This window comes from Tepidiphilus baoligensis (genome assembly GCF_012911495.1).
Lineage (GTDB): Bacteria > Pseudomonadota > Gammaproteobacteria > Burkholderiales > Rhodocyclaceae > Tepidiphilus > Tepidiphilus olei.
In genome coordinates this window covers 1-25454 of sequence record NZ_JAAAUB010000007.1, presented here as the reverse complement: position 1 = coordinate 25454, position 25454 = coordinate 1, and the positions used below count along the sequence as shown (strand labels likewise).

Here is a 25454-nt window from a genome sequence, read left to right as displayed (position 1 = left end):
GTCAGTCTCCTTGCTGGGCACTTGCCATCTGGCGCAGCCACTTCAGCCAGGCCAAGGACTCGGTGGTGATTCGTTGGAAGTCGCGGGGCGAGGCTTCGAAGAGCGCCTGCATGCAGTTTTCGAAATCGCGGGGAGTACGGAGATGGTCATGGAGCCAGTCGCGCAAATGCATGGCTAGCTGCTCGTGCGCGCCTCCTTTCTGGTGCAGGAAGGCGAGCGTCTGCATCAGCCCGGAATTCATGATGAGGGCGGGCAGACCCTTGGCGACGTTGACGTAATCTTTGCCATGTTGCTGGATGTCAGGTCCCGGACGATTGCGTGGAATTTTTATGAAAAGTTCCGGTTTTTCTGCGTACCATCTTTTCATGGCCTCGATGGGCGGGACATGTCCCAGGGCTTTCTGGGGAATGTGGTGATTGTACAGCCAGACGTAGCGATGAATCGTTGCCTCCAGCGCTTCGCGGCTGTCGAAGCGATGGGTGGCGAGTACCTCGCTGATGCGCCCGTTGAAGCGCTCGACCATGCCGTTCGTCTGCGGGCGGCGCGGTTTGGTCAGCCGATGCTCGATGTCGAGCGCCTGGCACAGTTCATCGAAGGCATGTGCTCCCGTGGGGGTGCGCTCTCCCCGGGTGATGAAGCGGTCGGTGAACTCCTTGCCGTTGTCGGTGAGGATCGTGTGCAGACGAAAGGGAGCCGCCTCGATGAGCGAGCTCAGAAAGCGCCGGGCGTTGGCGGCTGTCTTCTCCGGGTAGATAGCCACGAACACCCAACGCGTGGCCCGGTCGATCGCCACGAAGAGATAGCGGCGCTTGTTCTCGTCGGGCATCTGCGGCAGGTACTTCACGTCCAGATGCACGAACCCCGGCTCGTAGGACTTGAAGGGCTTGTGCCCCGGCTTTTCGGCTTTGGGCTGCATTGCCTTGAGCGAACCGACGCCGTGGCGGCGCAGACAACGGTCCAGCCCCGAGCGCGAGACGTTGGGTGTGATGAACTCGCGCACCACCGCCAGCAGGTCGTCCAGAGGCAGCATCAAGGTCTTGCGCAGCTCCACCACGACCGCCTCCTGAAACGGGGTCAGGTTCGTCTGCAGACGGTGCGCCGTGTGCGGACGATCTTCCACGTCGGTGCGTTTCTTCCAGCGTCGGATGGTGTCCTCCGACACCCCGAGTTCCCGGGCAAGACGCCTCACCGGCAGGTTCGAGCTTTGGATGTAGCGCCGGGTCGCAGGGGTCGTGGTGGCGTTCTTGTGCAGTCGAACCATCATGACTTTTGCCTCCGTAGTTCCTCGATCAGCTCACGCATCGTCTCGCGACCTATGAATAATGCACGACGTCGCGGATCAATGCAATCGTCCGGGACCTGACACCTATATCTCGGGGCTATCTTTCGGGGTCCGTGGCCCAAGAGAGCAACTTGACGAAAGGAGGTCTTAATCCCCTATATCTCGGGGCTATCTTTCGGGGGTTGCGCTCTACAAAGCAAGCGATGCGCTGCTGGAAGTCTTAATCCCCTATATCTCGGGGCTATCTTTCGGGGGGCGCGATCATCGCCAAGATACAGGGAGGAAAGTGTCTTAATCCCCTATATCTCGGGGCTATCTTTCGGGGGCCGAGGTGGTGCTCAACGCCGAGAAGAAGGCGACGTCTTAATCCCCTATATCTCGGGGCTATCTTTCGGGGCGCCCATCTGATCGCCGCTTGCGACCCAGACACCGTCTTAATCCCCTATATCTCGGGGCTATCTTTCGGGGGGCTGAAAATAATGGTAAAGTCTCGGTGAAAGTTGTCTTAATCCCCTATATCTCGGGGCTATCTTTCGGGGGCTGGAGAACCTGAAAGAGCAGGCCCGGAAAGCGGTCTTAATCCCCTATATCTCGGGGCTATCTTTCGGGGATGGACCTCTCGGGCTACTTCTGATCCGCCGCGTCTTAATCCCCTATATCTCGGGGCTATCTTTCGGGGATAAGGTAGTCTGGGAAATTTGCGGATGGGACGAAGGTCTTAATCCCCTATATCTCGGGGCTATCTTTCGGGGTGCTGCTTCAAGCTAATTTTTAAAAATCAATGGGTTATCGAGAGGGTTCGCAATTTTTTCGGGTGTGCGCATGCTGAGGGTCTGGTGCTTGCTCTGGATATGAACCTGAGACGCATTATGGGCATGGGGTGTGAGGTGTGTCAAGGTGCGCAGGGCGTACGAAAGCAGGGTTGATGATGGTCAGGGTGCATGGACTTCGTCTTCGACGATCAGCCGGTCGAGGATCTCGTCGGTGAGGACGGCGGGACCGTCGGTGAATTGGCGCCCTAGGCCCCAGATGCGGGTGTCTTTGCCCAGAGGGTAGCAGCGTACGTCGTCGACGCGTTCGTCGAGATAGGGACGAAGTCCGGCGAGAGTGCGTTCAATCGTTTCGCGGGTCCCTTTGAGGAGGAAGGCGCTGTATTGCAGAGGTAGGCCGTGTTTGCTGACATAGCGGTGTACGCGCTGCAGGCGCCGGGGGTCGCGGATGTCATAGCACAGGATCCAGCGCGTGGGTTTGTCTGGCAGAGGATCCTTGGGCCGTGTGGGGAAACGCAGGTGGCGTTTGGGCTTGCGGCTCATGTCCAGTTCTCCCGTATGAAGTGTTCGAAGGCGTAGAGGAGGCGCACGGTTTCGTTTTGCCAGCGAGTGCGTTCGGCGTGATAGGCGGCGAGTGCCCAGCGTTGTGGAGGGTGTTGCAGCGGTTTGTGGGCGAGATGGAAGACGGCATGGGCGTGTAGGGCGACGATTTCTCCCAGTTCTTCGAGCAGGTGCATCCAGGTTTCGGCCCGCCAGGCGGAGCCTTGGGTACCGAGCCAGCGCGAGCCGTCGGCCATGAATTCGGTGAGGACGATTTCGCGCAGGGCGGCGATCCATTCGTGCCCGGGTTGGCCGTGTTTGCGGCGATGGGATGCTTCCAGGGCGATGTCGGGCGCGCGGCGCAGGGCGGCATCGGGCAGCAGGCCGCAGGCGAGCGCGACGCGCGAGAGGGCGCCGAGGCGGTGGTTCTCATACCAGGCGCCGTAGCGTTCGGGCCAGTCTGGGTCGTCGAGGGCGAAGGAGAGGAGCGTGGCGATTTGAAGTGGGTTGGTGGCAAGCGGGAAGAAGAAAGCGCGGCGTTTTTGGCGGCCGTCGACGAAGGTGATGGCGATACCGCGGCGGGCGCAGGCGTCGAGGGCGGCGCCGGTGAACGTGACGTGCGGGTTGGCGGTGATGCTGCGCACGTGACGCAGGGGCACGGCGTGGCGAACGTTCCCGTCGTGGGTGCGCAGGACGAGGCGTTCGGTACCGTCGAGTTCGACGACGACTTCGTCGCTGGGCAGGATGAGGAGCGGACGGCCGAAGGCGTCGAGCGCGTCGGGGGCAGTGGGTGGAGTGTCGTTCATGAGGACTCCCAGTCGTCGAGGAGATCGAAAACGGGGGTGTGTCGGGCGAACTCGCGGGCGAGGTGTTGGGCGTAGCGTTCGAGCAGCCGTTGCCAGCGTCGGCTACGCCATTCCCATTCGCGCCAGAAAACGGCGCGGCCGGCTTTGCCGAGCAGGCAGGCGCCGCTGCCTTCGACGCCGAAGTGTTCGGGGCGCAGGAGTTCGCGGCGGAAGAGTTGCCAGGTCCATTCGTCGATCTGACCGCGCAGGGGTTCGACGAGATCGCAGGCAAGCGCTGCACGGCCGTGGGCGGGCGCGTGCAGGGCGCCGATGGCGGGATCGAGGCCGGCGCTCCAGCAGGCGTTGACGGCCAGGCCATAGAGCAGGGTGTAGCCGAGCGAGAGGGCGGCGTTCACGGGATCGCGCGGCGGGCGCCGGTTTCGCGCGCTGGGGCGGATGCGCGCAGGGAAAGCGTGGAAGAAGGCGGGGAAGTAGGCCGCGGCGGCGGCGCCTTCGCAGCCGCGCAGGGTGTCGAGGGGCAGGGCGGGGTCGTCGCGCAGGCGTCGTTCGAGGGATTGCAGCGTTTGGCAGGCGTCCCAGAGGGGTTTGCGCAGGTCGGGCCGGGCAGAGCCGATGGCGACGAGCGTGCGGCGCTGACGACGAATCTTGGCGTGCACGAAAGCGCGCGCGAGGGTGGCAGCGGAGGTGGGTTCGGCGAGGGTGAGGAGCTGTCCCCAACGCCGACGCGCGTCGTTGTGTGGCGCACCGACCCAGTGGGCAAGACGTCGTCCGGCGCGGCCGTCGAGGATGAGGACGGGGACGTCGTTCGCGGCGAGGTTCGCCAGGGTGCTGCTGTCGAGGTAGCAGCGTGCGCGGATGACGACCCGTTCGAGAAACTTGATCGGGATGCGCCGTTCGAGACGGCCCGTGGCGTGGCGCAGGGCGATGACTTCGCCCAAGGCTTCGAGAATGGTGCCGCTGCGGTCGAGGTAGAGGGTGGTCATGGACTTAGGCTCATGCGATGAGGAAGTAGTCACCGTGGTCGATCGGCGTGGCGCTGCCCAGGCGCAGGGATTCGGTGCCGGCATGAAGCAAGATGAAAACGACGCGGTCGGTTTCGGGGTCGATGAGGCGACGCAGGGCTTCGCGGGTCTGTTGCAGTTCCTGGGTGGTGAGCCAGCATTCGTAGAAGGATTTCTGGCCGCCCAGCGCATGGCAGCGCACGAGTTTGAGCGCTCTGGCCAGCTTCGCCGGGTCGCTGATGTCGTAACCGATGAGGAAGAGGTGCCGTCCGTTCATGCGACTAGTATGGTCCGGACACACGGGGATGGTGACGATGGCAAGCTTGTCGGGATCGGTTCAGGTTGAAAATACCCTCTATATAATGGCTTCGAACGTATCCAAAGGGACAGCATATGAGGATCCTGCACACTGCCGACTGGCATCTCGGCCGCGTCTATCACGGCGTCTCGCTCCTGGAGGACCAGGCGCACGTGCTCGATCAGCTGGTCGGGCTCGTGCGTTCGGAGCGTCCGGACGTGGTGCTGATCGCCGGCGATGTCTACGACCGCTCGATCCCGCCGGCCGAGGCCATTCGCCTGCTCGACGAGACGCTGACCCGGATCGTGGTGGGCGAGGGCACGCCCGTCCTGCTCATCGCCGGCAACCACGACAGCCCCGATCGACTCGGATTTGGCGCGCGTCTGCTGGCCGAAGCAGGGCTCACGGTCCGGGGGCTTGCGACCGCCGACGTCTCCCCCGTGCTGCTGCGAGACCCTTACGGCGAGGTCGCTTTCTATCCCTTGCCCTACGCCGAGCCCCCTTGGGTGCGTCAGTGTCTGGAGGACGAGTCGATCGCGGACCACCACGCGGCGATGCAGGTTCAGGTCGAGCGCATTCGACGGCTCCACGACCAGAGCCGCCGTTCGGTGCTCATCGCCCATGCGTTCGTGCAGGGCGGGACGGCGAGCGAATCCGAACGCCCGCTGTCGGTCGGAGGGACCGGCCTCGTCGGGGCGGAGGTCTTCGAGGGATTCCATTTCGTGGCGCTCGGCCACCTGCATCGCCCTCAGAGCCTGGCCGGTGGTCGCATCGACTATGCCGGTTCGCTCTTGAAATATTCCTTTGCCGAGGTCGGCCACGACAAGAGCGTTTCCCTGGTCGAGCTCGACGGACAGGGCTGCGTGCGTCTCGAACGCCTGCGGCTCACTCCGCGTCGGGACCTGCGCATCCTCAGCGGCAGCCTGGACGAGATTCTGGCTGCCGCCGGAGACGATCCCGGCCGGGACGATTACGTCCTTGCCCGGCTCACGGATACGGGGGCGATCCTCGATGCGATGGGGAAACTGCGCACGGCCTATCCCAATGCGCTCGCCATCGAACGTCCGCGATTTGCGGGAACGGGGGCGGGGCTCGAAGCAGGCACCGATCACCGCAAAGTCGGGCTGGACGAACTCTTCGAGGCTTTCTACCGTGAGATGACGGGCCGCGCACTCGATGAGGAAGCCAAGCGTCTGCTGCACGCCGAGATGACTGCCCTATCCCAACAGGAACGCGAGGTGGCTCCATGAGACCGCTACGTCTGGTCTTGACTGCCTTTGGCCCCTTCGCCCGGCGCGAGGAGATCGACTTCACGTGCCTGCCGCCGGATGCGCTCTTCCTGATCCACGGCCCCACGGGGGCAGGCAAGACCTCGATCCTCGACGGCATCTGCTACGCCCTCTATGGCGAAACCTCTGGCAGTGAGCGCAGCGCCAAGGAGATGCGCAGCCACCATGCGGCGGACGACACGCTCACCGAAGTCGAATTCGAGTTCGCCCTGGGGCGCAAGCGCTATCGCGTCAGGCGCTCGCCCGAGCAGGAACGCGCCGCCCTGCGGGGCAAGAAGGAGCAGCGGGTGAAGATTCCGGCCCGGGCCGAACTCCAGGTGTGGAACGACGAGGGCTGGATGCCCGTCGTCAGTAAGACCACGGAGGTCACGGAACGCATCGTCGCGCTCCTCGGTTTCGAAGCCGACCAATTTCGCCAGGTCATCCTGTTGCCGCAAGGGCAGTTCCGCAAACTCCTGACGGCCGACTCCCGGGAGCGGGAGCAGATCCTGGAGGCGCTCTTTGCCACCGAAACCTGCAAACGTTTGCAGGAACGGCTCAAAGCGGCGGCGAACGCCCTGGAGCGGCAGGCCGAAGAAGCCAAGGCCCGGCAGAAGACGCTGCTCGAACAGGCCGGGGTGGAGTCGGAAGAAGCGCTCGGTGCCCGGATCGAGGAAGCGACGGCACGGCGCTCGCTCCTGGCGGAGGAGGAACGACGTCGCCGCACCGAAGAGGCGAACGCCACCGCCGCGCTCGCGGCCGCTGAGGCTCTGGCGCGGCAATTCGAGGAACGAGATGGCGCTCGCGCCGCCCTGGACAAGCTGAGCGCAGCTGCCGCCGCGATCGCAACCCGACGCCGTGAGCTGGATGCCGCCTCGCGGGCCCAGTTCGTCCGTGCGGCCCATGCGAACTTCGAGGAAGCTGCTGCGCAACGGCAACGGCTCGCCCAGCAGTTGGCGCAGGCCGAGCGCGAGGTCGAAGCTGCTGTCCGCCAGCTCGCAGCGGCCGAATCTCGGCTGCAGGAAGAGCGCGCTCGAGCGCCCGACCGGGAACAGGCCATTCGCGAGCTCGAGCGGCTCGAAGGCTTGCGCGAGGCCGTGCGCACGCTCGACGAGGCGCGGCGGGAAGCGGAGAAGCACGCCCGTTCGGCCGAAGCGGCTGCGACCGAACTCGCACGCCTGCAAGGAGAAGCCAACGCCCTCACCGAAAAACGTGCCCGGCTGCAGCGGGAGATCGAAGACTACGCCCCGCTGGCTAACCGGGTCGAAGCGATGCGGCGCGATCTCGCCCAGCAGGAGCAGTTGCTCCAGTTGCTGCGCAAGCTCGCGCAGGCCAAAGCCGCCCTGTCCGCTCACCGTGCCGAAGAAGCCAAGTACCGCCAAGCCTTGGAGGCCGCGCAGACGGAGCGGCTCGCCGTCCTGGCGCGCAAGGAGGACTTGGAATCGCGCTGGCGCAGTGGCCAAGCCGCCGTACTTGCCCGGCACTTGAGCGAAGGTGCCCCGTGTCCCGTCTGCGGCAGCCTGCAGCATCCTGCCCCGGCGATGGCGGGCGAGGCCGTGCCGAGCGAGGAAGAACTGAATGCGGCCGCCAAGGCCCTGCAGCAGGCCGAAGCCGCCTTGGAATCCGCTCGTGCCGAGCATCAGGCCGTTCTGAATCGGATCGTGGGGGCCGAATCCGCCGTCTCGACCCTGGAATCGAGCCTGCCGCCCGATCCCCCCAGTCTCGAGCAGGTCAATGCACGCCTGGCTGACCTCGAACGTGACCTGGTGAAAGCGCTCGAAGCGGCCAAACGGCTCGATGCAGCCAAGGCCGAGTTCCAAAGCTGCGAGGAGCGTCTCGCCGCGCTTGGTCCCGCGCTGGAACAGGCGCGCAGCCGCACCGAGACCCTCAGGATCCAAGCCGCGACGGCTGCGGCCCAAGTCCGCGAACGCTCCGACCGGGTCCCGGAACCTCTGCGCGACCTCCGCACGCTCGAGCAGGCGATCGACGCTGCCCGCAAGCAAGTGGACACGCTCGCCGACCGGCTCAAAGCGGCCGAGGAGGCGTACCAGCAGGCAAGCGCCGCGCATGCGGCCGCGTGCTCGAAGCGGGAGACGCTCGCCGAAGCGCTCGCCGTCGCCTCGTCGCGCTTCGATCAGTCTTACGCAGCCTTCCTGCGCGCCCTGCAGGAACAAGGATTCGCGGATGAAGCCGCATTCCGCGAGGCCATGCGTTCGCCCGAAGACATTGCCGCTTTGCGCGCCGAGATCCAGTCCTACGACGAATCCGTGGCGGCGGCCAAGGAACGCCTGCAGCGCGCCGAACATCAGGTCGACGGCAAGACGCCACCGAATCTCGCCGCGCTCAAGGCCGCCCAGGAAGAGGCCCGGCGCGCCGTCGAGGACCTCGTCGCCCAGCAGAAGGGACTCGAAGAACGTATCGGGCAGGATCGCAAGACGCGTGAAGTGCTCGCGGCCATCGGACAGGAGCTGAGCGAGATCGAGTCGCGCTATGAAGTGATGGGGCACCTCGCTGGCATCGCCAACGGCGACAATGGCAAGAAGCTCACTTTCCAGCGATTCGTGCTTGCGGCACTGCTCGACGACGTGCTGCGTCAAGCCTCCCTGCGCTTGCGCACCATGAGCCGTGGCCGCTACAGCCTGCAGCGGCGCGAGGACGTGGCCGATGCGCGCAGGGCTTCCGGCCTCGATCTCGAAGTCTTCGACGAATACACCGGTCGAACCCGACCCGCCAGCACGCTCTCGGGCGGCGAGAGTTTCATGGCCGCCCTCTCGCTCGCGCTGGGGCTGTCGGACGTGGTGCAAGCCTACGCGGGCGGCATCCAGCTCGACACTCTCTTCATCGACGAAGGCTTCGGCAGTCTCGACCCCGAGTCGCTCGACATGGCCATGAAAGCCTTGGGCGAGCTGCGGCAGAAGGGACGAATGATCGGCATCATCTCCCACGTCGACGAGCTCAAACGCCAGATCGACGTCGGCATCGAGGTGATCCGGGGGAGAAGCGGCAGCCATGTCCAGGTCGGAGCGGTGGGGTGATCGCGGCAGGACTCGGTCCTAACGATTTGCGAAAAGGCTCGCCTGACCGCGGAAGAGATTGACGGCTCGATGGCTAGCGAGCGAGATTGCTTACCGTACCCGAAGACGAAGGGATCGGGCAGGAAAAGATTTGCGCAGTAATTGCTTGATTTCATTGGTGGTTTGGTGGAATCCTGCAACAAATCTATGTAACTCAAATTCTTAGAACATCTGCGAACTCCTACGTGTCAGAGTCCAGTCCTATCTGCCCACAATCCTACCCGTTGAGTCTGGTCGAGGTCATCATTCAGGCACATCGGGCAGGTCGCCAGTTCGATTTCCATTTTCGTGATCCCCTGCGAAATCACGGAACTGAGCATCGAAGAATCCCTGGCGGTCTGATCAATCACATGAAACAGGTTCCATTTTGGTCCATCATGGGCTAGAATAGCGCATTAGTCGGAGGTTCGCTATGGCCGTCAACGTCAAACTGTCCGAAAGCTTGGTCGAAAGTGCCAAGCGCTACGGCACCATCGAGCACCGCTCGGTCCCCAAACAAATCGAATACTGGTCACAGATCGGCAAGATCGCCGCTGAAAACCCCGATCTGCCCTTCAGCGTCATCCGTGACATCCTGATCGCGGACCAGGAAGAGCCGGTGGGTGAGTATCGATTCGGCTGATGCGTATCCTTGTCACCCCGACCTTCGAGCGCACCGTCAAAAGACTGCACAAGCAGCAGAAAGCCGCGCTCGACGAGGCGGTACGTACCATTGCCCGGCAACCCGAAGCGGGTGAAGCCAAAGTCGGCGACCTTGCAGGCGTGAGGGTCTACAAGTTCCGCATGGGCGGCTTGCTCTGCCTCCTGGCCTACCGGGTCCTCGACGAAAATACGCTCAAGCTGCTGATGGTGGGGCCGCACGAAAACTTCTATCGCGACCTCAAGCGGCTGGACGGATGACAGACAATTGGCTAGCGCCTTCTATCTGCGCAGATCTGCTCCAGGCAAGCGTTTTCACCGTGCCTCCCTTCGGTTCAGTCCGATTCCGCTTGGTATGGCACGATCGGCAAACTGTGATGTACACCGCATTGCTCGCAATCTCGCCAAGATGCAAATCCTACAGCGCATCGCTGAGGAAGAAGAAGCCGAACAGCCCGGCAAGCCGTTCAAGTGGCGCACATCTCATGGTCTGCTATCTCGCGGAGAGCCTGTTTGCAGAGAGACGATTGGGCGGAGCTTCGCCGCGCCGTGCTCGCCGATCCTGCTCTTGGAGAGAAAGTCGATCGCGTCTGCCGTGCGTATATTTCCGATCCCTACTCGCAGCGCCATCGTTTCTGGATGAACTATGTCCGAGCGCACCGCGCGTCCTGAACGGGAGCAGGGCTGCCCCGACGGAATCGAGACCTGCGTGGTGCACCGTCTCGTCCGCCAGGGGACGCCCGAGCCGAGCGAAGAAGAATCGCTTCGTCTCGTCGCCGTGCGTATCCTCGAACGCAACGCCCTGCGCGACTACTTCGACTTTGCCACGCTTGCCGTGCGCGCGCTGCAGCCGTTCGATCGGCTCTATCCGCTGAAGAACGGCGAGTCCGCACTCCAGCAATTGCTCGTCCAACTCGCCCACGCTATACCCTACGATGCGCCGGAAAACGATGCGTACTGGCAGAACGTCAAGGCCGCCTGCGCACGCATGGCAGTCGTGCTCTTTGACCGGGTATGCGACACCTACTCAGCGTTCCGCGCGTGTTCGCGGGGTCTGGGGGAAGCGGATAAGAAAAAACCCCAACCGAGCGTAGTTGGGGTTTGAAGATTGGTGGTGCAGACGCGACCGGAATCCAACCCACTCTCTCAACGATTGAGCAATCCCGGGCAATCCTGCGGGTTGTTGTGGACGCAATGGCCTCGGCAATGAACGCCGGTCAGTCAGTGCAGGGCGGACTCTCACCTTGTGCGGCGCCGATTGACCGGTAGCGTCGCAGCCTACCATCGAGTGGTTAGCCCCAGCTATGACCGATGGCCCGCCAGCGCGTGTTGGTCAACGAGTTGGCCCGACATCCGCTGGCGTGCAGTTCACGAATTGAATCGAGTAGTCAACCGCCGGAATGACCCTGACGGAGAAGACCATCGAGTCGAGCGACCTCGTTGCCGTTGGCTGTAATCTTCTGGCCATCGGCCGTTTCGAGCAATTGCCCCTCTTTCAGGTAGACAGCCCGTCCGAACTTGTCTTCCAGCGCCATCTTGCCGTCCTCGAATACATACAGGGTTCCACCGTCCTTGAGGAGGAACATTTTCTTGGCGCTGGCCGCTGCCGCGTCACCAGCGAACGATGGGGTTACGATGGCGCTCAGCACGGTGGCGGCGACAACAGCGGTAATCCTGGCTTTCATCTCTACACTCCTTTCAATCAAACGTGAAGGCATTTCTGTCAATGCCTTGTGCGACTGCACAGTATGTATTCTGCGAAGCCACCGCTGACGGGAAGATGAGACGGCCGTTACGTATATGTCAGATTCCATTCGGGATGGGATCGGGATTAATTGTCGTGTGCCAATCTCAATGCATTCCTGCTCACCGAGGCGGGGCGCGGACTCATCGCCACATCGGTGCAAGTGCTTATGGCGATGCCGACAGGGCGCCAAGTGCGGTATCGGTGTGAGGCGGCTCAGGTGCCGTGGTCGAGAGCATTCCAGGCCTCGATAGGGATCAGGTGTCCAACGTCGGGTGGCAACCGATACGACAGACCCAGCGATCTGGGAGTGCAACCAGCACCCACCACGGCACGCGCGACGATCCTCGTGTTCAGACAAGACGGACGCCGCGCAAACGCAGCGCATTGCCGATCACCGATGCGGAGCTGAAACTCATCGCCAGGGCGGCGATCAACGGTGAAAGCAGCCAACCGGTGAGCGGATACAGCACGCCGGCCGCAATGGGAATGCCCAGTGCGTTGTAGAGAAAGGCGAACATCAGGTTCTGCTTCATGTTGCGGACCGTGGCCACTGACAAGGCGCGCGCCACCGCAATACCGCGCAGGTCACCCTTGACGAGCGTGATCTGTGCGCTGTTCATCGCCACGTCGGTGCCGGTGCCCATGGCGATACCGACGTCGGCCTTTGCCAAGGCCGGGGCATCATTGATGCCGTCACCAGCCATCGCAACGATACGCCCCTCGCGCTGCAGCCGCTCCACCAGTTGCAGTTTGTCGGCGGGCTTGAGCTCGCCATACACCTCATCGATGCCCAAGCGCGCCGCCACGGCCTTGGCCGTGGTCAGACCGTCGCCCGTGGCCATGACGACGCGCAAGCCCTCCGCGCGCAGCGACGCCAGCGCTTGCGGTGTGGTCTTCTTCACCGGGTCGGCGACGGCCAGGACTGCGGCGAGCACGCCATCGACGGCCAGATACATGACGCTGGCCCCCTCACCGCGCAGCGCCTCCGCCCGCTCGGCCAATGGCCGCACGTCCACACCGAGCTGTTCCATCAGCGCGGTGTTGCCCAGTGCCACGGCATGTCCATCGACGCGCCCGCGCACGCCGATGCCTGAGTGCGAGTCGAACTCCTCGGCGCGTGAGAGCACCAGGCCCTGCTCGCGCGCGGCCGTGACGATGGCTTCCGCCAGCGGGTGCTCGCTGCCCTGGTCGAGGCTGGCAGCCAGTCGCAAGGCCTCGTCGGCGGTGAAGCCTTCGGCTGCGATCGTCGTCTGATAGCGCGGCCGGCCCTCGGTCAATGTGCCGGTCTTGTCGACGATCAGGGTATCGACCTGGCACATTTTCTCGATCGCGGCGGCATCGCGAAACAGCACCCCCTGCGTAGCCCCTCGCCCGGTCGCCACCATGATCGACATGGGCGTGGCCAAGCCCAGCGCGCAGGGGCAGGCGATGATCAGCACAGCCACGGCGTTGATGAGGCCAAAAACCCAACGCGGTTCCGGCCCGAACAGGCCCCAGGCAAAAAAGGTCAGCACGGCGATGGACACCGTCGCGACCACGAAATAGCCCGCCACGACATCGGCCATGCGCTGCATCGGCGCCTTGGACCGCTGCGCCTGCGCCACCATCTGCACAATCTGGGACAGCATGGTCGCCGAGCCGACACGTTCGGCGACCATGACGAGCGCGCCACTGGTATTGAGCGTCGCACCGATGACCTTGTCGCCCACCCGCTTGGTCACGGGCAGGGACTCCCCCGTCAGCATCGATTCGTCCACAGCGCTGCTGCCCTCGATTACCGTACCATCTACCGGAACCTTTTCGCCGGGTCGAATGCGCAGCCGATCGCCGACATGGATGTGCGTCAGGGGCACGTCCTCTTCCGTGCCATCGTCGCGAAGGCGCCGGGCGGTCTTGGGGGCCAGTCCGAGCAAGGACTTGATGGCGGCCGAGGTCTGCGAACGCGCCTTGAGTTCCAGTACCTGCCCCAGCAGGGTCAGGGAAATGATCACCGCCGCCGCCTCGAAGTACACCGCGACCCGTCCCATGGACACGAACGAGTCCGGGAACAGTTGTGGGGCCACGGTCGCCGCCACGCTGTAGACGAACGCCGCCCCGGTGCCCAGCGCGATCAGGGTCCACATGTTCGGGCTGCGATGGACCACGGACTGCCAGCCGCGCACGAAGAACGGCCGACCCGCCCACAGGACGATGGGCAGGGACAGAACGAGTTCGATCCAGGTCTGTGTGCGCGCCTCGAACCAATGCAACTGGTGGCCGAACATGGCAAGCACAGTGACCATGACGGTCAGCGGCAGGGTGTACCAGAAGCGGCGCTGGAAATCGCGCAGCTCGGGACTCTCTTCTCCTTCGAGATCCGGCAGCACCGGCTCCAGCGCCATGCCGCACTTCGGACAATAGCCGGGGTGATCCTGCCGGATCTCGGGGTGCATGGGGCAGGTGTAGATCGTGCCTGCGGCCAGCGCCGGCGCTTCGACAGACGAAGGCTCATGGCCGCTGTAGGCATAGCGCGCCGGCTCGGCGACGAACTTCGCCCGGCACTTGGCGCTGCAGAAGTAAAAGAGTCGGCCTGCGTGCTCGACGTGGTGCTCGGACTGCGCGGTCACGTCCATGCCGCAGACAGGGTCCTTCAGACCTTCGGCCCACTGCAGTGCGCTCGGGTGGTCGTGGGTGTGTCGGCGGTGGTCGTGCGCAGATCGCAGGTCCATGGCTTCAGGCCTCTTTGTCGGGGCGGTTGTCGGGCAGTGCGCCATGCCTGCCGTGGCCATGCAGCAGGTGCATCAGCGGGCACGCTAGCAGCAACAGGTACACCCAATTGCCTGCGACATGGCTCCAGTGCTCGCGCAGCAGGTAGAAGCCGCCGATGAGGGCCACCATCAGCAACGCGATCCTGACACGCCGGCTCAGGCCGGACGAGCCACGCGTGTCGGGGTGGTGATCATGATGCGTCGCGCTCATCGCCGGGTGAGGGGTTTCTTCATGGATGGGAACTGAACACTTGTGCCGACCCGTCTTTCCCAACCAGCAAGACCTGGTAGGCATCACGTCGGCCGCCATACACCGGCCCGTCCATGCCGGGTGAACCAATGGGCATGCCCGGCACCGCCAAGCCCAGGGCTTGGGGCTTTTCCTTGAGCAGCCGCTGGATGTCCGTGGCGGGTACGTGGCCTTCGATCACATAGCCCTGGATCAGGGCCGTATGGCAGGAACCGAATTTCTGCGGCATCCCGAGGCGAGTGCGGGCTGCGCTGTTGCCCTGGTCGACGGCACTCACGCGGAATCCGCTTTTCTCCAGGTGGGCAATCCAGTCCTTGCAACACCCACAGTTCGGGTCCTTCCACACCTGCACGGCAAGCGTCTGCGGTGCGGCGGCTGGTGCCAGGGAGGGAAGACTCAGCGCAAGCACCGCCAGCAGCAGCCTGCGCCGCCGGGGGAACGGTTGATCACCGGTTTGGTGCATGACAAGGACCCCCGGTGACGCTGCTTACTCGACGACGATCTTGCCCACCATGCCCGCTTCCATATGGCCGGGGATGAGGCAGGCGAAGTCCACCGTACCGGGCTGATCGAACTGCCAAACCAGCCCGCCGCGCTGGCCAGGCTGGAGCGTCACCATGTTCGGCTCGGCATGCTGCATCTGGGGCATCTTGCGCATCATCTCAGCGTGTTCTTTGAGCTCCTGCAAGGAGCCGACCACCATTTCATGCGGCACCTTGCCCGCGTTTTTGACAAAGAAGCGGATCGTCTCGCCCTTTTTGACCGTGATGGTGGCGGGCGTGAACCGCATCGAGTCGTCCATGACCACCTCGATGGTGCGGTCGACCTTGGCGGGATCGCCTGGTTTGCCGACGTTGGAGTGTGATGCGCCACCGTGCATCGAACCGTGCATGCCTTGCATGTCGTGCCCGGCCATGCCATGGCCGCCCTGATGATTGCCGGCGGCCAGCGCCAACACAGGCAACGCGCTCAGCGCCAAAACGCTCAAGGTTTTCTTCATCATTGGATGCTCCTGATGGGATTCGTGAATGAGATCGTGGTTGTGCGTGGGCGCTGCTAGAACCACAGGCGCACGCCCGCCACATACCGCGTTTGCCGGGTGCGCTGCCCTTCGGCGCGCGCAAAATCCGCCGTCTGTCCAAACTTGCCCGCCCATTCGACGCCGACATAGGGCGCGAACTGGCGCGAGAATTCGTAACGCAGGCGCAGGCCTGCCGCCGCATCGGCCAGCCCACTTCCCAGGCCACGCGCTTCATCGCGCTGGCGATACAGATTGACTTCCATGCGGGGCTGCAGAATCAGGCGCTGGGTGAGCAGGAGTTCGTACTCGCCCGACAGGCGCAGTGCCGTGCGTCCCGAGCTGCCGACGTAGGCGGTGGCATCGACATGGAACCAGTACGGCGCGAGTCCCCGGATGCCGAAAGCGAGCCAGGTCCGGTCAGGCCCCGTGCCGCTGTCCTGCCGCACCCCGAGTTGGGTGTCCCAGTACGAGGCGATCGCATGGCCCCACAGGACCTCCGTGCGTGCCTCCTCCAGTTTGCCTTTGGCGACGTCACCCTCGGCCTTGAGGACCAGGCGGTCGTAGGTGCCGCCGAACCAGGCTTGCGCGTCATAGGCGGTCGCGTTCCCGTCCTTCGTGTAAACGCGCTCCAGGCGATCGAGGAGCACGCTGCCGAACGCATGTTCATCGGACAGCCGAAGTTGCCGTGGCCCGGGGAGTGCGTAAGGGCCCGACTCCAAAGTCAAGCCATTGGAATACGCGTGCGGATCACGGGCATCGGCGGGGGCGGGGCCGCCCTGCATGTTCATGCTGCCGTAGTCCATGGTGGCGCTCGCGGGCGATTCGGCTCGCGTTGGGGCTGGAGCCGTGCCCGGGTGCCCGGCATGGCCGCCGCCTTCCATCGTTGTTTGCGCCCAGACGGGTGCCGCACCGAGCAACACCAGCGCCGCAGTGAAGAGAGAACAGGGTTTCATGGCGAATCTTCTTTTGATCAGTTTCATGACACGACCACCTCGCGGAACATGCCCATGTCCATGTGCAACATCAGGTGGCAGTGCCAGGCCCAGCGACCCAGGGCGTCGGCGGTCACGAGGAAGCTGACGCGCTGCGCGGGTTGAACCGGGATGGTGTGGCGACGCACCAGGAACTGCCCGTCGGGCGTTTCCACCTCGCTCCACATCCCGTGCAAATGCATCGGGTGCGTCATCATCGTGTCGTTGTGCAGGATGACGCGCACCCGCTCGCCGTACTTCAGGTGCACCGGCGTGCTCTTGCCGAACTCGAGGCCGTCGAGCGACCAGGTATAGCGCTCCATGTTGCCGGTGAGGTGCAGCTCGATCTCGCGCTCGGCCCCGCGTGGGTCGAGAGGACCACCGATCGTCCTGAGATCCGCCAGCGTCAGCACGCGCCGGCCGTTGTTGCGCAGGCCAATGCCCGGATCGTCGAGATTGGTCCGCGGCATGTCCACACGCATATCCGTGCTCGGGCCGTATTCCGTGCGGGCATGACGGACCGTGGCGCTGGGCTTGGCCAACGCGCCGCCAGCCATGCCATGCATCGCGTGCTGACCATGGCCCATCGCCATCGCGCCATGGTTCATGCCGGACATGTCGTGCTTCATGCCAGACATGTCGTGGCCCATCGCCGCGTGGTCCATCGCGCCCATGGCCGAGCCGCCATGCCCCATCGCGCCGTGATCCATCGCGCCCATCATGTCGGCCATGGTGAGCCATTCGACGGGATCGAGCGCAGGCACGGCGGCGCTCAAGCCCTCGCGCACCGCGAGCGTGCCGCGGGCAAAGCCCGTTCGATCCATCGATTGCGCGAAGATCGTGTAGGCGTCCTCCTGGGGCGTGACGATCACGTCGTAGGTCTCGCCCGGCCCGAAGCGGAACTCATCGACGGTGACGGGCTCGACGTTCTGCCCGTCGCTTTGCACCACTGTCATCTTGAGCCCGGGGATGCGCACGTCATAGAAGGTGTTGGCCGCGCCGTTGATGAACCGCAGACGCACGCGCTCGCCCGGCCGGAACAGGCCAGTCCAATTGCCGGCAGGGGTGACGCCGTTCATCAGGTAGGTCAATGTCGCCCCCGAGAGATCGGCCAGGTCGGTCGGGTTCATCCGCATGTGGTTCCACATCGCACGTTTGTCCAGTGCGCGGGAGAGCCCCATGTCGGCCACGTCACGGAAAAAATCGATCGCCGTCGGCTGATTGAAGTTGTAGTAGTCGCTTTGCGCCTTGAGCTTGGCGAGCACCCGCATGGGGTCTTCGTCGGTCCAGTCGGACAGCAGCACGACATGGTCGCGGTCGGCGCGGATGGGGTCTGCCTCACGCGGCTCGACGATCAAGGCCCCGTACATGCCGGTCTGCTCCTGCATGCCGGAGTGCGAGTGATACCAGTAGGTGCCGGTTTGTTCGAGGCGGAACTGATAAGTGAAGGTTTCGCCCGGGGGGATGCCCGGAAAACTGATACCGGGTACCCCGTCCATCTGGTAGGGCAGGATGATCCCGTGCCAGTGGATCGAGGTGGCCTCGCGCAGGCGGTTGGTGACGCGGATGGTGACCGTGTCGCCCTCCCGCAGTTTGAGCGTTGGCGCCGGGATGGAGCCATTGATGGTGGTCGCCATCCGTGGCTTACCGGTGAAATTGACCGGCGATTCGCCGACCACCAGGTCGATGTTCGTGCCGCTGAGCACGGGCGCTGCACCCGTGCGCGTGTCGGACAGCCCCTGCGCCGCAGCACGCAGCCAGGGTGACAGGCCGATCATGACGCCGCCAGCGACCAAGCCGCGCACGAAACGCCGCCGAGCGGGCACCAACGGCAACGGTGAATGAAACGGTCTCAAGGGTGGCATGGGCTCCTCGCAATGAATTGCTGATTTCGTGGATGACATGCTAGAGGGCCACCCCTGTTAGGAAGCTGTCTGTCAGATTACATTTTTGTTATCATCGTGTCAGGTGCGCCCAAAATCGTCACACTAGCGGCTATTCGATATGGCGGAGCACCCTCATGAAAATACTGATCGTCGAAGATGAACCCAAAACGGGCGAGTACCTGCGTCAAGGCTTGAGCGAAGCGGGTTTCGTGGTCGATCTGGCGCAGGACGGCACGGATGGCCTGCACCTGGCCTTGCAGGGCGAATACGACCTGGTGATTTTGGATGTGATGTTGCCCGGCCTCGACGGCTGGCAGGTACTCCAGTCCTTGCGCCGTCGCGGCCTGCAGATGCCAGTGCTGTTCCTGACTGCACGCGATCAGGTGGAAGACCGCGTCAAAGGCCTTGAGCTCGGAGCGGACGACTATCTGGTCAAGCCTTTCTCCTTTGCCGAATTGCTGGCCCGCGTGCGCACGATCCTGCGCCGGGGGCGCAGTGGCAACGAGAGCACCGTGCTGCGCGTGGCCGACCTCGAACTGGACCTGCTGCGCCGACGCGTGTCACGCGGCGGCCGGCGGATCAGTCTGACGGCCAAAGAGTTCGGCTTGCTGGAACTGCTGATGCGCCGTCATGGCGAGGTCCTGCCCCGCTCGCTGATCGCCTCGCAGGTCTGGGACATGAATTTCGACAGCGACACCAATGTGATCGAGGTGGCCATCCGGCGCTTGCGCGCGAAGATCGATGATGGGCATGAGGTCAAGCTGATCCACACCGTACGTGGCATGGGTTACGTATTGGAAGCACCGCAGGAGCGCTGAATGTTGCGCTCCCTGTCACTGACGACCCGGCTCACCCTCTTCTTTACGTTGGCGGCGTCGGCCGTCGTGTTTGGATTGGCCTTGTTGGTCATCGCTGCATCCGAGCGGCATTTCATCGAACTGGATCACATGGCGCTGCAGGACAAGCAGCACCTGATCGAGAATATTTTGGCGCGATCCAATTCGGCCGAGGACGCCAAGTGGCTGCTGCGTGAGGCATTGAGCCACCATCACGGGCTGTACGTCAGCGTCCATGATTCGAAAGGTGAAACGCTCTTCCAGTCCGAAGGATTTCGCCTCCCGCGCGAACTGTCACCGGCGGATGAAGGCAACGGCAACGACGCGCTGATCCATTGGGCCGACGAAGGGCAGGCGTTTCGCGGGATGCTTGTCCGGGTTATTCCAGCCTATGACGCAACGACGCGGCTGGACATCCTTGTTGCCATGGACACGGCACATCACACACGGTTCATGCTGGAGTTGCGGCGCACCCTGATGACCTATGCCGTCGTGACGATCGTCATCTGTGGCGTGCTCGGCTGGCTTGCCGCGTACAAGGGGCTGGCGCCATTGCGTGCCATGAAATCCAGAGCCACCACGCTCACGAGCCAGCGGCTGCACCAGCGCATGCCGGTCGATGCGGTACCCATCGAAATGGCCGATCTGGCTCACGAACTCAACAAGATGCTGGACCGGCTGGAAGACGCGTTCACGCGACTGTCGGAGTTCTCGTCGAATCTGGCGCATGAGCTGCGCACCCCCCTGAGCAACCTGCTGACCCAGACCCAGGTCGCGTTGGCTACCCGGCGGGATGCCGATACCTACCGGGAGATTCTGGCTTCCAATGCCGAGGAACTGCAGCGTCTGGGCCGCATGGTGTCCGATATGCTGTTCCTGGCCAAGGCCGAACGCGGGATGATGCTGCCGAACCGGGAACGTTTCTCGGCAGCCGAGGAAACGCACGCCCTGATCGAGTTCTATGAGGCGGTCGCCGAGGAGAAGGGCGTCAGACTGGCTCAGCGTGGTGAGGGCGAGATCGTCGGTGATCGCTTGATGTTCCGCCGTGCCCTGAGCAATCTGCTTTCGAACGCGCTGCGCCACACCCCGCCACATGGCGAGGTCACGATCGAGATCAGCCAGTCTTCCCAAGCCACCCGGGTGAGCGTCGAGAACACCGGCGAGGACATCGACCCGAGGGTACTGCCGCGCCTGTTCGATCGGTTTTACCGTGCTGACCCATCGCGGTCACATCCGGAAACCGACGGCGCAGGGCTGGGATTGGCGATTACCCGCGCCATTATGCAAACCCATGGAGGATCGATCAGCGTGACGTCCGCGCAGGGCAGGACCCGGTTCTGCCTGGAGTTCCCAGGCGGAACCTGATGAGGTGAAGCAGTTGGGGCGAGCCAGCCCAAGTGCCTTTGGTCTGTGCGCTTTCGCAGAGGCAATGGCCCCGATCGCTGTTGAACCGACCGGGCTGACGGCTCCCGATCACGGATCAGCGTGAACGCTACGAAGAGTTTGAGAGAACTCGAGGGCGTGATCATGCGCCGGGGCCCGGTGCCATGGAGCGGCTTTGCCGTCATGTACCGAGGTGGCCTTGCTCTTGGCGATCCACGTCCTGACCGAGATCATGACTCGGACATGCGCTTTGCAACCACCTGCGCGCGAAAACCTCGGCCGGCTCCGGACGGGCGAAGTAATACCCCTGTGCTTCGTCGCAACCCAATGCCAGCAAGTGTTCCGCCTGCGCTGCCTCTTCCACACCTTCGGCCAGGGTCTTGAGGCCGAGGCTCTTCGCCATGGCAACGATGGCGGACACAATGGCGAGATCGTTGCGATCGGTCAGCATGTCCCGCACGAACGAGATGTCGATCTTCAGTTTATGAACGGGAAATCGCTTGAGGTAAGCCAGTGAGGAATACCCGGTGCCGAAATCATCGATGGACAGCGCAAACCCGGCCGAGGTCAGGGCGCGCGTGACCCTCCATCACCGAGATCGCGGCAGCCGAGAGCATTGACCGGGGGCATGCAAGTCGGATCGCGCAACTGACCCGGCTTGCACCTGACATCGTCGAGGCGTGCGTGGTGGAAAAGGCAGTCGGGCTTGTGCTGGAGCGCCTGATCCGGCGAGCCTTGCCATTGGATTGGGCAGCGCAGCGTGAAATTCCAGGGCGGGAATTCAGTCGTTGATATTGCCGGGGCGGCATGTCCCGCGCTCGCTGCTTCAGGCACCGAGGCGCAGGATGCGCCGCGCACCGTTCAATACCAGCAGCGCGATGAGCGAGCCAATCACCAAATCGGGGTAACGCGATCCTGTCCAGGCGACCAACGCCCCGGCCGCGATCACCCCCAGGTTTGCCAGCACGTCGTTCGTGGAGAAGATCCAGCTTGCCTTCATGTGAGCGCCGCCTTTTCGATGACTGGAGATCAAGACAAGGCAGGTAACGTTTGCAATGAGCGCAACGAGCGCGATCCCAATCATGAGCGGTGGCTCGGGCTCGCTACCAAAGACGAAGCGGCGCAGCACCTCGGACATTGCGCCGAGCGCGAGCAACAGTTGCAGCCAGCCTGACAACCGCGCCGCCTTCAGCTGGTGCCCGGTATGACGGCCGACGGCGTAGAGCGCGAGCCCGTAGACGGCGGCATCCGCGAACATGTCCAGTGAGTCAGCCATGAGCCCCGTGGACTGCGCAATCCACCCGGTCGTCACTTCGACGACAAACATGGCGGCGTTGATGGCAAGCAACCATTTGAGAGCGCGAGACTCTTGCTCGGAGGACGGCTGGCTGTCGCTTTGCCCATCGACAGTGTGCGGGCCATTCGATTCAGTTGACGCAATGAGACGGGCGCCCAAGCCGAGACTTTCAAGCTTGCTTGCAATGGGTTCGACGGGGCCGTCGTGAAAAACACGCAACTCGCGCTTGCCAAGATCGAACTCGAGTGCGGCCAGCCCGCTCGTATTCTCGAGCGCGAGCCGGATCATGCGCTCCTCCGAAGGGCAGTCCATCTTCGGCACCGAGAACAGACTCATCCTTCCCGTCCCGGTCGGCGTGGCACCCGTCATGGACTCCGCCTTCCGCTCGGACGCACATCCGCAGGATTTCTGGCATTCATCAGTCATAGTCATTGGTCCTTGATTCTTCTCGTTCCTGATCCGGCGAGGCTCTTGCAGAAACCAGCAAGCATCCGGAGGGTATTTTGAGATTTAACACTCTATAGCTACTATAGAGTCAAGTCGATGATAAAAAGGGGTTGCAGCTATGCAGATCGGAGCGCTTGCCCGGCAAACCGGGTGTCCGATTCAAACGATTCGCTTTTATGAGCAGGAAGGACTCCTGCCGCCCCCGTCCCGGAGCGCGGGCAATTTCCGCTTATATGGCGACGCACACGTCGAACGCTTGCTTTTCATTCGCCGCTGTCGTTCGCTGGACATGACGCTCGACGAGATTCGTGTGCTGTTGCGCCTCAAGAACGTGCCAACCCAAGATTGCAGTGAGGTCAACCGTGTTCTTGAGGCACACATCGAGCAGGTCGCGGTGCGTATCCAGGAACTGAGCGCACTTGAGCAGCAGCTCAGATCCTTGAGGGAAATGTGTTCCGAAGGCAGAAGCGCCGAACAGTGCGGCATCCTGTGCGAACTGTCTCAACCAGTATCTGCCGCCGAGCTCGCCGTACCTTGATGCAAGACGAGGTGAGCAGTGCAGATTCGGTAACCAACGGCCGACCAATTCACAATCGCAACCCGGAAGCCGGAAACCCGCGCCAGTGCTGGCTCTGGCTCGGTGAACGCTCACGAGCCCAGCAGAGAAAAACGGCAGCAGAGAGGCGAGAAGTACTCCGAAACGGCGTCGTTTGGCGGTGCAGCGCTCACGAGGCAACGGGCCGGAACCGCGCCAACACTGGCGCTCAGGGCAAAAAAATCCCAACCGATAAGGGTTGGGATTTTGGGTTTTGGTGGTGGAAGGCTAACGAAAAGGAAGCCCACCATGTCCGGGTATTGAGGGACCCTCGACGACGCGCGGCGGTATTGCAATCAATTCGAGGCGAGTAGGCGCCCCGCTGATTCACCCGGGTTCCCTCGACCTCCCCGATCGGCGTCCCTGGACCTGCCCGCACACGGCCGCACCCGCCATGTCGCCTTGGCTGGTTGCGCGAACAGCGCCGTAATGGTCTGCCGCAGCGCGAATGGAGCACAGACCATGTCGAACGACCACGCCTTCACCGAAACCGAGCTGGCGCAGCGCTGGAACATCAGCGTCAAGACACTCCAACGCTGGCGCAGCGAGAGTCGCGGGCCGCGGTATTACAAGCTGTCCAAGGCCGTTCGCTACGCGCTCGAAGACGTCCTCGCCTACGAAGACGCGCAGCGACAAGGCATGCCGATCGGTGCCGACCCACCCGTCGCTCCGAGCCCTCCACCCATCGAGCCACCTGCACCCACGCCGGCCGTCGTGGAACCCAAGCGATATACGCTTCGTGAGGCTTTCGATCTCGTGTGCCGGCACGGCAGTTTGGAGGCGGCGGAGGCCAGCATGCGGGAGGTGAGCAATGATCTCCAGCGCTGACCTCAACAGAGCCCGGGAGGCCGATGCGCGAGAACAGGAACTGCGTCGCGGCCCCCGCTCCCAACTGCCCAAGATTCGCTACCCGGTGCTGAGTGAGCTTCAGCTTGCGGCGAGGTGGAACGTCACACCCAACACGCTGCAGCGCTGGTGCGCGGAAGGGATCGGACCGCCCTCTTGGCGGATCGGCAAGCAGCCCCGCTATCTGGAGTCGGAGGTCGATGCTTTCGAGCGCAAGGCCCAAGTGGCGCGCAAAGCGGTCGCCGGCAGCGCGTTGTCCCGATCATCGCCGACGGCGCTGAAAGAGGCCATCGAATGGTCGGCCGCGTTCTGGCCGCCCGCAGGTGAGCGCATCCTGCTCGACTGCCATGAGGTCAGCAGCATCACCGGGCTGCCCACGTACTGGCTCGCCGAGCGGAGCGAGCGCAGCCGGCTCAGCGTCCCGCACTACGTGCTCGGCGGCAAGGTCATCCGCTTTTGCATCGAGCAGATCTTTCGATGGGAGCTCGACCACCTGGTGCCGCGTGGCAGCAACGACCTGCCGAGTAACCTGTGAGGGTCTTCGGGCGACAATGCGTTTGCATTGACATGGCAATGCGGATGCATTACACTTATTCTGATAGCAGCCGGAGAACCGCCATGCCCGCCACCCTCGAAGCCGAATCGACGCTGACCGATCGCTATCAGACGACCGTGCCGGAAACCGTGCGCCGCGCGCTGCGCCTGGGCAAGCGCGACAAGATCCACTACACCATCCGCCCGAACGGTGAGGTGGTGCTCACGCGCGCGGCCCCCGGCGACAGCGACGACCCGGCGCTGATGCCGTTCCTCGGCTTCCTGGCCCGCGACATGGCCGAGCATCCCGAACGGCTCCAAGCGGTGGATGCCGGCCTCGCGCAACGCATCCAGGCGCTGGTCGGCGGTGTCGAGGTGGATCTCGAGGCTCCGCTGTCGGCGGATGATGAATGAGCGGCGCCCCGCTGGTCGTCAACGGCTGGGCCCTCTTCGCCCACCCGATCTTCCTCGACCAGCTTGACGCCCTGACCGCGCAGGTCGAGGCGCTCAGGCGCAAGGACCCGACCGGCTACGCCAAGAAGAACGCCACCAAGCGCCTGGCGGCCATCGCCAAGCTGGCGTTCGAGGTCATCCCTCAGGACCCCGCCCGGCCGGAGTACCGCCAGGGCGACACGCTTGGGCCCGAGCACAAGCACTGGTTCCGCGCCAAGTTCTTCCAGCAGTACCGGCTGTTCTTCCGCTACCACGCCCGGGCCAGGGTGATCGTCTACGCCTGGGTCAACGACGAGGACACGGTTGTGCAACCTTTTTTCTGTAAATTTCCGTGGTGTTGGTCATGACGCTGGGGTTACGGGTTGAGGTTGAGATAGACCTTGCCGGTCATCCACTCGTCGTCGAGTTCGGCCAGAAGCGCCGAGACCAGACGCAGACAGGAATCGGGGTTGGGGAAGATGCTGGCCACCCGGGTGCGTCGTCGCAGTTCCCGGTTGATGCGCTCCAGCCCGTTGGTGGTACGCAAACGGATACGGTGCGCAGCGGGGAAGTCGGACACCGTCAGACTCTCGAGCACCGCCATTTCGGCCCATTGGGCCAGTTTCGGATGCTCCTTGCGCCAGGTGTCCAGGGCGGCTTTCAAAAGCCGCTCGGCTTCTGCCTTGTCCGGAGCATTGAAGATCGCGCGCAGGGTCGCGGCGACGTGCTTTTTCGCCTCCTGCCGGGTGACGAACTGGCCGGCGTTTTGCTGCAGATGGAACTG

At 63.5% G+C, this 25454-nt stretch carries 26 protein-coding genes, 2 pseudogenes and 1 CRISPR repeat array; of the genes and pseudogenes, 12 read left to right on the top strand and 16 right to left on the bottom strand.

From position 1 onward, the window contains the following. Window position 1: 1 nt before the first annotated feature. The 6 genes and pseudogenes from cmr5 to GV368_RS06060 form a co-directional block, all read right to left on the bottom strand. Complete coding sequence (gene cmr5, locus GV368_RS11315) at window positions 2-298, bottom strand: type III-B CRISPR module-associated protein Cmr5 (protein ID WP_328514238.1); 297 nt, start codon at window positions 296-298, stop codon at window positions 2-4. Further along, window positions 299-1264 (bottom strand): annotated as a pseudogene (locus GV368_RS06080) (IS481 family transposase); the annotation flags it as partial. It abuts the gene before it with no gap. A 162-nt stretch (window positions 1265-1426) separates the two neighbouring features. Continuing rightward, window positions 1427-2034: a CRISPR direct-repeat array (repeat unit 37 nt; unit sequence GTCTTAATCCCCTATATCTCGGGGCTATCTTTCGGGG). 180 nt (window positions 2035-2214) lie between these two features. After that, on the bottom strand, window positions 2215-2595 hold the full coding sequence (gene cas2, locus GV368_RS06075; protein ID WP_169115881.1) for a CRISPR-associated endonuclease Cas2: 381 nt from the start codon (window positions 2593-2595) through the stop codon (window positions 2215-2217). Next, window positions 2592-3398 carry a CRISPR-associated endonuclease Cas1 gene (locus GV368_RS06070; protein WP_169115880.1) on the bottom strand — a complete coding sequence of 269 codons (807 nt, stop codon included), beginning with the start codon at window positions 3396-3398 and terminating at the stop codon, window positions 2592-2594. Before GV368_RS06070 ends, cas2 begins: the two co-directional genes overlap by 4 nt. Further along, window positions 3395-4381: a CRISPR-associated endonuclease Cas1 gene (cas1, locus tag GV368_RS06065; RefSeq protein WP_169115879.1), complete on the bottom strand. Its 987-nt coding sequence runs from the start codon at window positions 4379-4381 to the stop codon at window positions 3395-3397. Before cas1 ends, GV368_RS06070 begins: the two co-directional genes overlap by 4 nt. A gap of 10 nt (window positions 4382-4391) precedes the next feature. Next, entirely contained in the window at window positions 4392-4676 is a 285-nt protein-coding gene (locus tag GV368_RS06060; protein WP_169115878.1) for a CRISPR-associated endonuclease Cas2, read from the bottom strand. 116 nt (window positions 4677-4792) lie between these two features. On the opposite strand from GV368_RS06060, the gene GV368_RS06055 reads away from it, so the two are divergent. From GV368_RS06055 to GV368_RS06035, 5 genes are all read left to right on the top strand, one after another. Then, entirely contained in the window at window positions 4793-5947 is a 1155-nt protein-coding gene (locus GV368_RS06055) for an exonuclease SbcCD subunit D (RefSeq protein WP_169115877.1), read from the top strand. Then, window positions 5944-9000 carry an AAA family ATPase gene (locus tag GV368_RS06050; RefSeq protein WP_169115876.1) on the top strand — a complete coding sequence of 1019 codons (3057 nt, stop codon included), beginning with the start codon at window positions 5944-5946 and terminating at the stop codon, window positions 8998-9000. The genes GV368_RS06055 and GV368_RS06050 overlap by 4 nt, the downstream gene beginning before the upstream one ends. Before the next feature lie 451 nt (window positions 9001-9451). Next, window positions 9452-9661 carry a TA system antitoxin ParD family protein gene (locus GV368_RS06045; protein WP_142804689.1) on the top strand — a complete coding sequence of 70 codons (210 nt, stop codon included), beginning with the start codon at window positions 9452-9454 and terminating at the stop codon, window positions 9659-9661. Further along, on the top strand, window positions 9661-9939 hold the full coding sequence (locus GV368_RS06040) for a type II toxin-antitoxin system RelE/ParE family toxin (protein WP_142804688.1): 279 nt from the start codon (window positions 9661-9663) through the stop codon (window positions 9937-9939). Before GV368_RS06045 ends, GV368_RS06040 begins: the two co-directional genes overlap by 1 nt. A gap of 385 nt (window positions 9940-10324) precedes the next feature. Beyond that, the gene (locus GV368_RS06035) at window positions 10325-10783 is read left to right on the top strand and encodes a hypothetical protein (RefSeq protein ID WP_142810691.1); all 459 of its coding nucleotides are present in this window, start codon (window positions 10325-10327) and stop codon (window positions 10781-10783) included. 283 nt (window positions 10784-11066) lie between these two features. Here GV368_RS06035 and GV368_RS06030 read toward each other — a convergent pair whose 3' ends face one another. The 7 genes from GV368_RS06030 to GV368_RS06000 all read right to left on the bottom strand — a co-directional run bounded on the left by GV368_RS06030 (window position 11067) and on the right by GV368_RS06000 (window position 18279). After that, entirely contained in the window at window positions 11067-11363 is a 297-nt protein-coding gene (locus tag GV368_RS06030; RefSeq protein ID WP_169115875.1) for a CopK family periplasmic copper-binding protein, read from the bottom strand. A 412-nt stretch (window positions 11364-11775) separates the two neighbouring features. Next, window positions 11776-14133, bottom strand: a complete 2358-nt coding sequence (locus tag GV368_RS06025; protein WP_169115874.1) for a heavy metal translocating P-type ATPase — start codon at window positions 14131-14133, stop codon at window positions 11776-11778. Between the two features lie 4 nt (window positions 14134-14137). Further along, complete coding sequence (locus GV368_RS06020; RefSeq protein ID WP_305781985.1) at window positions 14138-14302, bottom strand: DUF2933 domain-containing protein; 165 nt, start codon at window positions 14300-14302, stop codon at window positions 14138-14140. Window positions 14303-14402: 100 nt separating this feature from the next. Then, a complete protein-coding gene (locus GV368_RS06015) occupies window positions 14403-14885 on the bottom strand; it encodes a DUF411 domain-containing protein (RefSeq protein ID WP_062196590.1) in 483 nt (160 codons plus the stop codon). A 24-nt stretch (window positions 14886-14909) separates the two neighbouring features. Continuing rightward, a complete protein-coding gene (locus GV368_RS06010) occupies window positions 14910-15425 on the bottom strand; it encodes a cupredoxin domain-containing protein (RefSeq protein WP_019562348.1) in 516 nt (171 codons plus the stop codon). A 53-nt stretch (window positions 15426-15478) separates the two neighbouring features. Next, window positions 15479-16396: a copper resistance protein B gene (locus GV368_RS06005; RefSeq protein ID WP_169115942.1), complete on the bottom strand. Its 918-nt coding sequence runs from the start codon at window positions 16394-16396 to the stop codon at window positions 15479-15481. 23 nt (window positions 16397-16419) lie between these two features. Beyond that, complete coding sequence (locus tag GV368_RS06000; protein WP_169115873.1) at window positions 16420-18279, bottom strand: copper resistance system multicopper oxidase; 1860 nt, start codon at window positions 18277-18279, stop codon at window positions 16420-16422. Window positions 18280-18434: 155 nt separating this feature from the next. Between GV368_RS06000 and GV368_RS05995 the strand changes: the two genes are divergently transcribed. Continuing rightward, on the top strand, window positions 18435-19118 hold the full coding sequence (locus tag GV368_RS05995; protein WP_169115872.1) for a heavy metal response regulator transcription factor: 684 nt from the start codon (window positions 18435-18437) through the stop codon (window positions 19116-19118). Further along, window positions 19119-20501 (top strand): heavy metal sensor histidine kinase, encoded by a 1383-nt coding sequence (locus tag GV368_RS05990; protein ID WP_169115871.1) that lies wholly within the window; start codon window positions 19119-19121, stop codon window positions 20499-20501. Window positions 20502-20700: 199 nt separating this feature from the next. On the opposite strand, the gene GV368_RS05985 is transcribed toward GV368_RS05990, so the two are convergent. Together GV368_RS05985 and GV368_RS05980 are read right to left on the bottom strand one after the other, a co-directional pair. Continuing rightward, a complete protein-coding gene (locus GV368_RS05985; protein WP_082438493.1) occupies window positions 20701-21090 on the bottom strand; it encodes an EAL domain-containing protein in 390 nt (129 codons plus the stop codon). A gap of 255 nt (window positions 21091-21345) precedes the next feature. After that, window positions 21346-22242 carry a cation transporter gene (locus GV368_RS05980; protein WP_206673310.1) on the bottom strand — a complete coding sequence of 299 codons (897 nt, stop codon included), beginning with the start codon at window positions 22240-22242 and terminating at the stop codon, window positions 21346-21348. Window positions 22243-22381: 139 nt separating this feature from the next. Here GV368_RS05980 and cadR point away from each other — a divergent pair, with 139 nt between their 5' ends. From cadR to GV368_RS05955, 5 genes and pseudogenes are all read left to right on the top strand, one after another. Next, complete coding sequence (gene cadR / locus GV368_RS05975; protein WP_037989410.1) at window positions 22382-22801, top strand: Cd(II)/Pb(II)-responsive transcriptional regulator; 420 nt, start codon at window positions 22382-22384, stop codon at window positions 22799-22801. A 519-nt stretch (window positions 22802-23320) separates the two neighbouring features. Then, window positions 23321-23686, top strand: coding sequence for a helix-turn-helix transcriptional regulator (locus GV368_RS11115; protein ID WP_206673309.1), 366 nt, complete (start codon window positions 23321-23323; stop codon window positions 23684-23686). Further along, on the top strand, window positions 23670-24239 hold the full coding sequence (locus GV368_RS05965) for a helix-turn-helix domain-containing protein (protein WP_142810708.1): 570 nt from the start codon (window positions 23670-23672) through the stop codon (window positions 24237-24239). Before GV368_RS11115 ends, GV368_RS05965 begins: the two co-directional genes overlap by 17 nt. Before the next feature lie 83 nt (window positions 24240-24322). Next, window positions 24323-24652, top strand: coding sequence for a type II toxin-antitoxin system PrlF family antitoxin (locus tag GV368_RS05960; RefSeq protein ID WP_055424395.1), 330 nt, complete (start codon window positions 24323-24325; stop codon window positions 24650-24652). Continuing rightward, window positions 24649-24993 (top strand): annotated as a pseudogene (locus tag GV368_RS05955) (type II toxin-antitoxin system YhaV family toxin); the annotation flags it as partial. The gene GV368_RS05960 and the pseudogene GV368_RS05955, both read left to right, overlap by 4 nt. Before the next feature lie 53 nt (window positions 24994-25046). On the opposite strand, the gene GV368_RS05950 reads toward GV368_RS05955, so the two are convergent. Then, window positions 25047-25454 (bottom strand): transposase (locus tag GV368_RS05950; protein WP_178086746.1); only part of this gene is annotated, 408 nt, incomplete at its 5' end.